General features: G+C 58.3%; 10 protein-coding genes and 1 pseudogene. 9 read left to right on the plus strand and 2 right to left on the minus strand.

Features of this window, described 5'->3' with window-relative positions:
* Positions 1 to 63 precede the first annotated feature (63 nt).
* From ACVIGB_RS44570 to ACVIGB_RS44605, 8 genes are all read left to right on the plus strand, one after another.
* A complete protein-coding gene (locus tag ACVIGB_RS44570) occupies positions 64 to 1,770 on the plus strand; it encodes a long-chain-fatty-acid--CoA ligase (protein ID WP_456724521.1) in 1,707 nt (568 codons plus the stop codon).
* Between the two features lie 275 nt (positions 1,771 to 2,045).
* Complete coding sequence (locus tag ACVIGB_RS44575) at positions 2,046 to 3,065, plus strand: NADP-dependent oxidoreductase (RefSeq protein WP_456724520.1); 1,020 nt, start codon at positions 2,046 to 2,048, stop codon at positions 3,063 to 3,065.
* A 129-nt stretch (positions 3,066 to 3,194) separates the two neighbouring features.
* On the plus strand, positions 3,195 to 4,430 hold the full coding sequence (locus tag ACVIGB_RS44580) for an acyl-CoA dehydrogenase family protein (RefSeq protein WP_456724519.1): 1,236 nt from the start codon (positions 3,195 to 3,197) through the stop codon (positions 4,428 to 4,430).
* 176 nt (positions 4,431 to 4,606) lie between these two features.
* Positions 4,607 to 5,398, plus strand: a complete 792-nt coding sequence (locus tag ACVIGB_RS44585; protein ID WP_456724518.1) for a crotonase/enoyl-CoA hydratase family protein — start codon at positions 4,607 to 4,609, stop codon at positions 5,396 to 5,398.
* A 49-nt stretch (positions 5,399 to 5,447) separates the two neighbouring features.
* Positions 5,448 to 6,236 carry an SDR family oxidoreductase gene (locus tag ACVIGB_RS44590; protein ID WP_456724517.1) on the plus strand — a complete coding sequence of 263 codons (789 nt, stop codon included), beginning with the start codon at positions 5,448 to 5,450 and terminating at the stop codon, positions 6,234 to 6,236.
* Between the two features lie 328 nt (positions 6,237 to 6,564).
* Complete coding sequence (locus ACVIGB_RS44595) at positions 6,565 to 7,482, plus strand: alpha/beta fold hydrolase (protein ID WP_456724516.1); 918 nt, start codon at positions 6,565 to 6,567, stop codon at positions 7,480 to 7,482.
* Positions 7,479 to 8,270, plus strand: coding sequence for an enoyl-CoA hydratase/isomerase family protein (locus ACVIGB_RS44600; RefSeq protein ID WP_456724515.1), 792 nt, complete (start codon positions 7,479 to 7,481; stop codon positions 8,268 to 8,270). The genes ACVIGB_RS44595 and ACVIGB_RS44600 overlap by 4 nt, the downstream gene beginning before the upstream one ends.
* A 190-nt stretch (positions 8,271 to 8,460) precedes the next feature.
* Positions 8,461 to 9,570: an alkene reductase gene (locus tag ACVIGB_RS44605; protein WP_456725272.1), complete on the plus strand. Its 1,110-nt coding sequence runs from the start codon at positions 8,461 to 8,463 to the stop codon at positions 9,568 to 9,570.
* Between the two features lie 121 nt (positions 9,571 to 9,691).
* Here ACVIGB_RS44605 and ACVIGB_RS44610 read toward each other — a convergent pair whose 3' ends face one another.
* Complete coding sequence (locus ACVIGB_RS44610; RefSeq protein WP_456724514.1) at positions 9,692 to 10,480, minus strand: enoyl-CoA hydratase/isomerase family protein; 789 nt, start codon at positions 10,478 to 10,480, stop codon at positions 9,692 to 9,694.
* 638 nt (positions 10,481 to 11,118) lie between these two features.
* Here ACVIGB_RS44610 and ACVIGB_RS44615 point away from each other — a divergent pair.
* Positions 11,119 to 11,769, plus strand: a complete 651-nt coding sequence (locus ACVIGB_RS44615; RefSeq protein ID WP_456724513.1) for a TetR/AcrR family transcriptional regulator — start codon at positions 11,119 to 11,121, stop codon at positions 11,767 to 11,769.
* A gap of 162 nt (positions 11,770 to 11,931) precedes the next feature.
* On the opposite strand, the pseudogene ACVIGB_RS44620 reads toward ACVIGB_RS44615, so the two are convergent.
* Positions 11,932 to 12,351, minus strand: a pseudogene (locus ACVIGB_RS44620) (acetyl-CoA C-acetyltransferase); the annotation flags it as partial.
* Positions 12,352 to 12,393 lie beyond the last annotated feature (42 nt).

Genomic DNA, 12,393 nt, shown 5'->3' on the forward strand with positions numbered 1-12,393 from the left:
ACGGATTGAAGACCTGCCGTGAGAGCATGCGGAACGCTTTCACAAACCTGGGGAAAAGTGAAGATGGGGCAACATCGATTGAATGCGTGGCCCGCGCGGTTACCGCTAGTGATGGAGCCGCCTGAGGGATCGGTGTGGGATTGCTTGGCCGTTAGCGCCAGGCGGTACCCCGACAGATCTGCGCTGATCTTCTTTGGCCGCCAGATCAGCTATGCCGAGCTCCTATTCTCCGCCGAACGTCTCGCCGCACACCTCACTTCGCTCGGCGTTGGAAGCGGGGATCGTGTACTCGTCGTTATGCAAAATTGCCCGCAACTCATTGTTGCGCACTATGCGATAGCGCGCGCCAATGCCGTAGTCGTACCGGTCAACCCGATGAACCGCGCGCAAGAGTTGCGCCACTATGTCACCGACGCGAGGGCCTATGTCGCCATCACGACCGGTGACCTTGCGGACGAGGTAGCCCTGGCGAGTAATGGGCTGGGCCGCGACCGGCTTCGTCATCTCATCGTGAGCCAGTTTGATGATGTGTTGGAAGGAACGGACAGGTCCGTCATACCCTCGCAATGGCGTAAGTGGTTGAATGAACGCCATCCACTGCCCGGCTTGCTGGAGGGCGATCTGCATGATTGGCAAGACGTCATGCGATCGAAAAGCGAGCCGCCTTCCTTGCTCGCTGGCCGGGATGATCTGGCTTTGTTGCCTTACACAAGCGGTACGACGGGATCGCCTAAAGGTTGCATGCTGACGCACGCGAACCTGATGCATAACGCGATCGCGACAAGCCTCTGGCTCGACATGACATCAGAATGCGTTGCATTAGCAGTTCTGCCGCTGTTTCACATCACAGGTCTCGTGTGCGTCTTGCATGCGAGCATCTACGCCGGGAGCACGATCGTGATCATGCCCCGTTGGGATCGCGAGTCGGCGAGCCAACTCGTTGCGCAGCACAATGTGAGCCATTGGACCTGTATACCAACGATGATCGTAGATCTGATGGGCAGTCCGAAACTCGACCAGTACGATTTCTCCAGCCTAGTCTATCTCGGCGGCGGAGGATCAGCCATGCCTCAAGCTGTCGCCGAACAATTGTTCGAACGGTTCAGGATCCGCTTCGTCGAGGGTTATGGCCTCACGGAATCTGCGGCAGTCACGATCTTCAATCCTTGCGATTCCCCGAAGCTGCAATGTCTCGGCGTGCCGTTCATCAGTGTCGACGCGCGCGTGATCGACGTCGAGTCCAGCGCTGTGCTGGCGGCCGGGGAGACAGGGGAAATCGTCATTCATGGTCCGCAACTATTTGTCGGATATTGGGGGCATGAGGACGCAACCGAAAAAGCATTCGTGACGATCGACGGCAAACGGTTCCTGCGAACCGGCGATTTGGGATATCGAGATGAGGACGGATATTTCTTCATCATGGATCGGTTGAAGCGGATGATTAACGCTTCCGGTTACAAGGTCTGGCCTGCCGAGCTCGAGGCCGTGATGTTCCATCATCCTGGAATACAGGAGGTTTGTGTCATCGGTGTCAGCGATTCGTATCGCGGCGAAACTGTCAAGGCCGTGGTCGTGCGTAAGAGCGCATTCGACGAGTTGACCGAACAAAGCATCATCGATTGGACGCGAACGCAGGTCAGCGCGTACAAGGCGCCCCGTATTGTTGAATTTGTGGAAGCGCTACCAAAAAATGCGTCCGGCAAGGTCATGTGGCGCCAACTTCAGGAAGCCGAGCTATCGCGATCCGCTTCGTCACCAGCGGACAGGTAGAGATCTCGCGCGAAAGCGTTGAAATGAAATGCAGAGGCCCACTGAGCGTTTGATGTGTGGGACTGGGAATGCAGGGGTGTCGCCGGCGTTCATTTCGAATCGTGAAGGTCACCCGGCGACGTCCTAAAAGGTGGCGAATATGACGTTTCCGTCGAAGTTGAGCGACCGTATGCTTTGCGCGAAATGCGAGAGCCGCCGTCATAGCACGTGCACTTGGCGCCAAACGATTTGACGTCGATTTTCATGGGTCGGTTCGCGGCGGGAGGAGTAATCAAGTGAGCAAGTGGAGTACACGCAAATGGGTCTTGGCGGCGCGCCCTGTCGGTAAGCCCAAGGCGAGTGATTTCAGATCTGAGACCGGTTCTGTCGCCGAACCCGGTGACAAAGAGCTGCTGTTGCGGACAAAGTTTCTCTCGCTTGAACCTTACATACGTGCGCGCATGGACGAGGCAAAGTCCTACGCACGCTCTACGGCGATCGGCGAAGTCATGTTCGGCCGAACCATCTCAGAAGTCGTGGCCTCCAACCATCCGGATTATCGTGCCGGCGACATCGTGCTCGCTAAGGCCGGGTGGCAAACACTGAGCCTTTCAGACGGTGAAGACCTTCGGAAGCTGGATCCTAAGATTGCTCCTCCCACCGCATTTGTGGGAGCGCTGGGGATACCCGGCTCTGCCGCTTATATTGGAATGAGAGTGATTGGTCAGCCCAAGCCCGGCGAGACGGTCGTCGTAGCTGCGGCGAGTGGGCCGGTTGGCTCGCTTGTCGGGCAACTGGCGCGCAGAGCAGGGGCTCGCGCCGTGGGGATCGTAGGAGGCGCGGAAAAATGTGCGTTCGTCAAGGAGAAACTCGGTTTCGATGAGGCCGTCGACCATCGTGGCGCTGACTTCGAGCAGCGGCTCGCGGCGGCATGTCCGAACGGCGTCGATGTCTACTTCGAAAATGTTGGCGGCGCGGTGTGGACAGCGGTGTTTCCGCTGCTAAATCAATTTGCGCGCGTCCCGGTGTGTGGACTTGTCTCGCAGTTCGGAGCGCCTGTTCCGCCGGGGCCGGATCGAGTGCCGGCAACGATCCGTCAGGTTCTCTCCAAGAGCCTTACCATTCGCGGGTTCATCGTTGATAACTACCCTGAGCTGTTCCCGGATTTTGAGCGGGAAATCGGCGCCGGCTTGAAGGACGGGACCATTCTTCAGCGCGAGGACATCGTTGATGGTCTTGAGAACGCGCCGGTTGCGTTCATGGGCATGCTTGAGGGACGCAACTTTGGCAAACTTCTTATCCGTGTGGCGGATTAATTCGATCAAGCGGTCTCACAGCGAGCGGCGGTCCTAGCACGTCGATCGTCGAAGGGGCGTCGTTGACCGTACCCGTGGGGGCCGAAAGTTAGCAACGCGTGGGCAACGGCCAGAAGTGATGAGTGTCTCATGAACTTTTCAATGTCCGATAGCCAGCGTGACTGGTTGAACCGTCTCTCGTCCTTTATGCACAAACATGTGTATCCTGCCGAAGAGACCTATAGGGCGCAGGACGCTGCCGGCGGGCGCTGGAAGGTCATCCAAGTCGTCGAGGACATAAAAAGGAAGGCTCGGGCCGAGGGTCTCTGGAATCTGTTCATGCCGCCGTCCGCACACGAGGACGATGAGTTTCGAGGTGCCGGTCTTTCAAATCTCGAATACGCCCTACTTGCCGAGGAGATGGGACGTGTTTCCTGGGCCTCGGAGGTCTTCAATTGCTCCGCGCCGGACACCGGCAATATGGAAGTGCTGATACGCTATGGCAGCCTGGAGCAGAAACGAACCTGGCTACGTCCCTTGATGGACGGCGAGATCCGCTCCGCATTTCTGATGACCGAGCCCGACGTCGCATCGTCCGATGCCACCAATATCGAGACGAGCATCAGGCGCGACGGGGATCAGTACGTCATAAATGGCCGGAAATGGTGGTCGTCGGGTGCGGGCGACCCACATTGCAAGGTTGCTATTGTCATGGGAAAGACCGACGTCAGCGCGCCGAGGCATCAGCAGCAGTCCCAGATCATCGTGCCACTCGACACTCCCGGCCTCAAGATCGAGAAGATGCTTCCGGTATTCGGATTCGACGATGCGCCGCACGGTCACGCGCAGATCTTGCTCGAAAACGTCCGCGTGCCCGCAAGCAACATAGTGCTCGGGGAAGGCAGGGGTTTCGAGATCGCTCAAGGCCGGCTCGGTCCGGGCCGTATTCACCATTGCATGCGGACCATAGGTGCGGCGGAAGCAGCGTTGGAGAAGATGGTGAAGCGACTATCGTCGCGCACGGCGTTTGGCCAAAGGATCGTCGAATTTTCGATCTGGGAAGAGCGAATCGCTACGGCGCGCACCGAACTGGAGATGACACGGCTACTTTGCCTGAAGGCTGCTGATATGATGGATAAGCTCGGCAATAGGGCCGCGCAGCTTGAAATCGCGATGATCAAGGTGGCGGCCCCAAAAACCGCGCTCAAGATCATCGACGATGCGATCCAGGCGTTCGGAGGGGCCGGTGTATCAGACGATGCGGGCCTAGCCAAGACGTACTCTCATATCCGCGCGTTGCGCATCGCGGATGGCCCCGATGAAGTCCACAATCGTGCGATCGCGCGCCAGGAATTGCGCAGATACGCCAACGCGCCGATCGCATAGTCGAACGGACGGCAGCGGGGCAAAGGGCGTGTCGTGGAGCTACGCCCAAAAGGCTGGCGCAATCTAGGATGAACGCTCTGGGAGCGTCGAACGGTTGCGGAGCCGTTGGGCGGCGACTGGGATGTTACAAACGCCGCCATGACTTATTTCCAATTCGTCACGGAGAAAAGAGCGACATGAGCACGGCAACGAGTTCAGTGGGGCAAGTGCGAACTGAGGTGCACGGACACGTGCTGAAAATCATTATCGACAACCCGGCTAAGAAGAACTCCTTCAGCCCGCAGATGATGTTTCAGATGTCAGACGCCCTCACGCTTCTCGACAAGACCCCCGAATATTGGGTTGGTGTCGTTTGTGCAGACGGGAACGACTTCACGGCTGGGTTGGACATGCCAAAGTTTTTCGGTCCCAAAGCCGAGAATTGGGACTTGAGGGACGGAACGATCGACGTCTTCGCTCTCGCCAATAGATGTCGCAAGCCGATCGTTACCGCCGTACAGGGCATCGTCTATACAATTGGCATCGAGATGATGCTGGCGGGCGATATCGTCATTGCCGCCGATGACTGCAGATTTTGCCAAATGGAATCCAAGCGGGGCATTGCGCCGTTCGGAGGAGCGCACTTTCGTTTCCTGACAAGGGCGGGGTGGGGCGACGCCATGTACCATCTCTTTCTATGCGACGAGTTTACCTCCGAGCGGGCCTACAAAATCGGCCTCGTGCAGGAGGTGGTTCCGGCGGGCCAGCAGATCGAGCGGGCCATGCAGGTCGCGGCAACAATTGCGAAGAATGCGCCGATCGGAATTCAGGTGACGAAGGAGGCGGCGTTGAAGTTTATCGAGGACGGCGAGCGCGCTGCCGTCGACTATATTCCGAAGATCAAGGACCGCGTATTCAACAGTGAAGACTTCAAAGAGGGAATCCAGTCATTTGTCGAGCGGCGTGCCGCGGTGTTCCGCGGCCGGTAGGGCCTAATGTGGCAGAGCTGAATTGTTCAAGAACTGAGGAGAACCAAACATGGGCAGCGTGAAAAAGGCGTTTGACCTCGAGGGAAAGACCGCACTTGTCACCGGTGGATCGCGTGGACTTGGATTGCAGATCGCCGAGGCGCTCGGCGAGCAGGGAGCCAAGATCGTCCTGTCGTCGCGCAAGGCTGCCGATCTGACGCAAGCACAGGAACACCTCGCGAGTCTCGGCATCAAATGTCATTGGATCGCGGCTGACAACGGTAAGGACGAGGAAATCAAGCGGCTTGCCGACGAAGCCGTCGCCAAGTTGGGTAAAGTGGATATTCTGGTCAATAACGCCGGCGCGACATGGGGCGCATCGACGGAAGATCATCCGATCGAGGCCTGGGACAAACTGATGAATCTCAACATCCGGTCCGTGTTTCTGCTCAGCCAGCGGATTGGCAAATTGTCGATGATTCCGAACAAGTACGGCCGGATCATTAATATCGCTTCCGTTGCCGGCCTTCGAGGTGGCATAGGCGACATGCAAATGATCGGCTACCATACGAGCAAGGGTGCGGTGGTCAATTTCACTCGGGCGTTGGCTGGCGATTGGGGCCGCCACGGGATTACCGTCAACGCGCTCGCACCGGGATTCTTCCCGTCGAAGATGACAAAGGGCACGCTCGAAGCCGTCGGCGTGGATAAGCTTGCCGCGGGCGCCCCCTTGCGCCGCATCGGTGACCAAGATGACCTCAAAGGCGCCGCGATCTTGTTCGCAAGCGATGCTGGCAAACACATCACCGGACAGATACTTGCCGTCGACGGCGGTTTGACGGCCGTTTTGCCGGCCTAGCCATTCGCCGAGGCCATGGACTCCCCGGGCTTTCAGTGCGCCGCGGCGACAGGGCTGAATCGGAGAGCGATGAGCCCGATTCACTCGCGCGACGCATATGGGTTCGTGCGGCCGGGCAACAGCCGTAGTCTCCCAAGATCGTTTCGTGCAGAGGGGTTGGAGTACCGGCATCAGATGCCTTGCGATCGAATCGGGAGGCGCGAATGATCAAGGCTGGCGGCCAAGAAGGTGCTCGTGCGGACGAGAGGGGCCGTAGCTCGAATATGACCACCCTCGTGCGACGACTACTTCGCGTCGAGCGCCGAACTGATAGGAGCGAAGACTTACCATGATTGCGGAACACGAGACGTTTGGTGGGACCTGGCCGTTCGCGCCACGTTATTTTGAAGGCAACGGCTTTCGGATGCATTACGTCGACGAAGGGGAAGGTGAACCCATCGTCTGCCTCCACGGAGAGCCAACATGGGGCTATCTTTATCGACGCTTCATTCCCCCTCTTGCCAAGACGAACCGCGTGATCGTACCGGACCACATGGGTTTCGGGAAGAGCGAGACACCTCGCGATCGCGAGTACTCACTCAAGACCCATGTCGAGAACCTAGCGCATTTGGTCGACGAGCTTGACCTCAAGGATATTACTTTCGTGATCCAGGACTGGGGCGGCCCGATCGGAGCCGCTTACGCGTTGCGTCATCCGGACCGGGTCAAACGGCTATTTTTGCTCAACACTTTGACGGGTTACGGGCGAGCAAAATCCAGCGGGCTCACGCCGTGGTTTCAGTTCGTCAAGGAGCATCACGAAGCAGGAACCTTGCATGAAGTGCTCGGGCATCTCAATGTGAACGTTCTTGGCATCATGAAAGCCATAGGCTTCGAGAATATGGCCGCCGTTGACGCCAATTGGGTTGCGGCCTATAGCGCGCCGTTCCCGAGCAAAGCCGATTGTCTGGGTGCTATCGAATTTCCATTGGACGCGCTTCTTGGCCGCATGGTGCCCTATGTTCGCGAAGGGTTTCCCTTCATCGACGGTTTGAAAGCAAAGCCCGCCATGCTCGTGGTGGGCATGAAGGATAAGGGTATTGCGCCCGATGCTCAGATCGCAGATTTCCGGGGCATTTGGCCCGGTCGTCCAGTTATCGAGCTCCCCGGAGCGGGTCATTTCAGCCAGGAAGACGCTCCGGACACGATCGTCGCTTTGATTCAGCTCTTCATCCAGAGCACGTTACACGTAGGAGAAATGCGGTGACCTACGAAACTCTCATCTACGGCGCGGCGAAAGACGTCGTCCGCATCACGATCAATCGGCCGGCGCATTTGAACGCGATCAACGTGCTGACGGCAAGGGAGCTCTCGATTGCGGCGAGGCAGTGCAGCGCTGATCCGGCGGTACGATGTGTTGTGCTGACCGGTGCCGGCGATCGCGCGTTCTGTTCGGGTGGTGATGTGGCCGGCTTTGCTTCGGATCCGACACAGGTCGATACTCTGATCGAGGAAATGACAGAATATCTCGAGGAGGCGATCTCAGTATTCGCACGCATGCGGGCACCCGTCATCGCTGAAGTAAACGGCGCGGTAGCCGGCGCCGGTCTCGGCTTGGTGGCATCGGCTGATTTTGCGATCGCGTCCGAAAAAGCAAGATTCACCAGTGCCTACACCAAGATCGGGTTGACTCCCGACGGGAGCACGACGTGGTTTCTACCACGCCTCATCGGCCTCCGCCGCGCGAAGGAGCTGTTTCTTCTGAACCGGTCGTTGTCTGCGGAAGAGGCAATGGCTTGGGGATTGGTCAATCGCGTGGTGGCTGCCGCGGACCTGTCGGCTACCGTTGCTCAAGTTGCCGAACAGCTCGCCGCCGGTCCAACGCAAGCCTTTGCGTCCATCAAGCGGCTTCTGCTGCTAGCCGGCGGTGAAAGCCTCGAGCAGCAGATGAAGCATGAATCAGCCTCCATCGTCCAAATGTCCCGGTCACGAGACGGCCTCGCGGGCGTGAAGGCTTTTAAGGACAAAGTGGAACCGAGCTTCGTCGGGAGATAGGTACCCCGAATACGGTTCTCGCATCGCCATGCGAGGACGCCAGTATCGTTTACATCCGGACAGCTCGGATCGTTGTGCGCAATCTCGATCGCTATGGAGATGGAGGCATATGCGTGTTGCTGACGATAAACACGCATCGGTGCAGATGCGAGTTGACCGCGTACACCAGAAGTCCATTCACGGAGAACTCATGAATTTTTCAAGGCTGTTTTCGCCACTGACCGTGGGGCAATATCGACTGAGCCATCGAGTGATTATGGCTCCTCTCACGCGCATGCGCGCCCAGGAAGGGACGGTCGCGGCGCACGCGCTGAACGTCCAGCATTATAAGCAACGGGCGTCGGAAGGCGGACTGATCATCGCAGAAGCATCCCAGGTTTCACTGGCGGGGCAAGGATACCCGGCAACGCCGGGAATTCATTCCGAGCGGCAAATTGAAGGATGGCGCGATGTTACGGACGCTGTTCATTTGAAAGGCGGCCGAATATTCCTACAGCTTTGGCATGTTGGGCGCGTCTCACATTCTTCACTCCAACCCAACGGTGCGTTGCCGGTAGCTCCGTCAGCGATCCGGATCAACGGCGAAACTTTGACGGCGTCTTGGAAGTCGGCTCCCTTCGAGACGCCCCGGGCTCTTGAAACCGAAGAGATCACGGAGGTCGTCGAAAGCTTTCGACAAGGAGCGAAAAACGCAAAGTTGGCGGGCTTCGACGGCGTCGAGCTTCATGGAGCCAATGGCTATCTCGTGGAGCAGTTTCTGCAGTCTCGTACGAACCAGCGTAGCGATCGCTACGGGGGGTCCATGGAGAACCGCTGCCGATTTCTCAAGGAAGCGGTCGATGCTCTAATCGATGTATGGGGCAGCGATCGAGTTGCGGTGCGGTTATCACCCTACGGCGTAGCGAATGAGAGTGGAGAGGACGATCCGGTATCACTGTATCGTCATGTGCTGAGACAGCTTAGTCCGTTAGGCTTAAGTTATCTGCATTTCATAGAGCCAAGAAGCAGCGGGGCGGGGCGCGCCGACGTAAATCACCAGAATGTTCCCTCGGCACTTGAACTATTCAGATCCGATTGGTCGGGCGTGCTGATCGGCGCAGGTGGTTTCGCCGGAGCCTCCGCGGAGGCTGCTATCGCGTCGGGCAGGGCGGACGCGATCGCGTTCGGCCGAGCATTCATTGCAAACCCCGATCTTCCGAAGCGCCTGAAACTTAACATTCCGCTCAATCCGTACAATCGCGCGACTTTCTACGGCGGCGGCGCTGCCGGATATACGGACTATTCTCGTTATGATACCTGACTGCTCTTACGCTCGACCCCAAAACATCTCGGAAGCGATGGAGTTGCTCGCTCTGTGCAGCTCGCCCCGCGCAATGTCGTCGGCGCCATCATGAACGCGTGCGCAGTTCGACGTCCGCCGCTTAGCTTCCCTGAAACGCGAACTTGCCTTTGAAGTTGCGTGCGCCGTGTTCTGCGACAGCTTTCACGCCAGCCCGCATGTCGTGCGTTTCCAGAAGGGAAGCGCCGACAGCGCCAACAAGGCGGTCGGCGGCGCAGGCCCCGTCTTGCGCGGCCGCCCTGATCAGGCGTTTGGTCGCTTGAAACGCTCGCGTAGGCCCTTTGGAGAGCTGCTTGGCAAATTTCGCGGCATCGGCGTCTAGTTCCGCGTCCGGAAGAATTCTCGTCACGATGCCCCATTTTTCGAAATCAGCAACGCCATAAATGGATGTCGAATAGCAAATCTCCAGCGCCCGGGCGGGACCGGCACGCTCGCATAGGATCTGTGCGCCTCCGAGCAACGTCGTCGCGCCTATCATGGCTTCCAATTGGGCAAACTGGGCCGTTTCGCTGGCCCACAGAACGTCACAGCGGAGTACGATTTCGAGGCCGGCAGTCAGGCACAATCCTCGGACGGCCGCGATCGTCGGAATTGGAAGCTCCTGCAGGCGTGCCATCAGGGGAATGTGCCTGACGAGGTGAGCCTCGGCCGCGTGCGCGGACAGCCCGTCAAACATCGCCGGAACGTCGGCGCCGGCGCTGAAGTGTTGTCCGTTTGCCTTCAACAATAGCGCGCGGATCGGAGCCGCCGCGACTTGGTCGATTATGTCGCTTAGCTGGTCCAGCATTTCCCATGTGAATAGATTAAGGGGCGAGTTTGAAATAGTGACGACGGCGAGGGCATCCTGGATCTCAAGTTTCACGCTGGCCATTTTGTTCTCCGAGCTAATCTTTTGCGAAGAGCGTTTCGTGGATAGTGCGTGTCGATGGCGCGACTTGTCGCACCTTCGCACCATGTTGCGTCTGCGGTCTCACGTCGAGGTCGTTCTGAAACTCGGCCGATGCGACATATGAGTGTTCGAGGTGCTGGCAGATGCTTTCTGGGCGACGAACGGCAGCATTCGCGGATGGCTCTCGAGGGGTATCGCGAGGTTGTGGGCCGTTGCATTTGATTGCTCCGGCCAATCAGAAAAGCCGGTGACCCGAACGTCGCTCCGAGCCGGCGGCGACAGATCCGGTTACGCAACGACCAAAAAGGCCGCTCGGCTTGGATGATGGAACCAATCAACAATTTCGTGAAAGACGATTTCGATCACAATCGTATTCTGTCGTGCGCGAATGGCAATGTCAAGGCTTTGTCGGGTATCAATTTGGCTCATTCGATCAGTTTTGGCGCGATCTAGGGCTAAAATCTCTATATTTCGGCAGTATCATGCGCGCGCTTGTGAACAGCCGCAAAATATCGCTGCAGGTTTGTCCCGCTATGACGGCCGGAACGGTGCGCCAAGGTCGATTGTGAATATAATTGTAATGTGGTATTCGTGCGACGAATAAATTTGGGAGTTATCACGTGGGAGTCTCGAGAGAACAGGCTGCGGAAAATCGTCGCGCGATCGTTTCGGCGGCCACGCAGCTATTCCGGGAACGTGGAACGGACGCCGTCGGGCTAAGCGAATTGATGAAGCATGCCGGCTTCACCCAAGGGGGTTTCTATAACCACTTTGAATCGAAGGCTGCTTTGGTTGCCGAGGTGCTTGCTCAATCCATGACAGAGGGCACCGCCGAACTTGTAAAAAACGCGAGAGCGCCGGTCGACCAGTCGACCACGGCTCTTCATCGCTATATTGGCTGGTATCTGTCGCAATCTCACCGCGATGATATCGACAACGGCTGCCCGGTAGCTGGATTCGCCGGCGATGCTCCCCGCCTTGGGGCCGAAGCGCAATCACATTTCGCCAGCGGCTTGGACAATCAGATCACCATCCTCGCCGGCCTGATCGCCGAAAGTGGATCACTAGCTACAGTCGGCCATCGCAGGACATTGCGCGATTGGGCAATCAGCCTGCATTGTAAAATGGTGGGGGCGTTGGTCCTTTCGCGATCGGTTGCGGCCACCGCGCCGGCGTTTTCGAATGAGATTCTGGAGAACGCTCAGCGAGACATAATCCAATCTCTCGATGAGTTTTCCAGCCAAGCTCCCGCTTCACGAAGGCGCAGTTAACTGCACCGCGGTGCTCTTCGCTGCATCGGCAGACCGGCTACGCCGGAATACACAAAACATATCGCGCACCGGCGAACTTATTGATGCCGCTGCGGGAGTGCCGTATGGCTCGCCCGCTAATTGGCCGATGCACTCCGGCGCCGTCGGCTTGTCCATTCGAACGACGCGCTCGATCGCGATGGCGGTGGCTTCACCGCCGCCGATGCAAAAGCGAGGCGACACCCCGTTTCAGACCCTTGCGCCTCGAGGGCGTGCAGTAAGGTCACGATGAGGCGCGCGCCGGTAGCGCCGATGGGGCGGCCGAGGGCATAGGCGCCGCCATTTATGTTGGTTTTCGCGCGGGATGCCGAGATCGCGCGCCGCCGCCATCGGTACCACCGCGAAGGCCTCATTGATCTCGAACAGATCGATGTCGCCGACGCGCCAGCCGACCTGGTCGAGCGGCTTGCGGATCGCTGGGATCGGCGCGGTCGTGAACCATTGTGGTTCTTGGCTATAGGTGGCGTGACCCCTGATCTCGGCGAGCGCCGGCAGGCCATCGCGCTCGGTCAGCGAGCGGCGCGCCAGGATCAGCGCCGACGCACGCGGAATGGCGCGTGACAGCAATAGCCGCTGACGTCGCCA

It is taken from the genome of Bradyrhizobium sp. USDA 4341 (assembly GCF_054063755.1).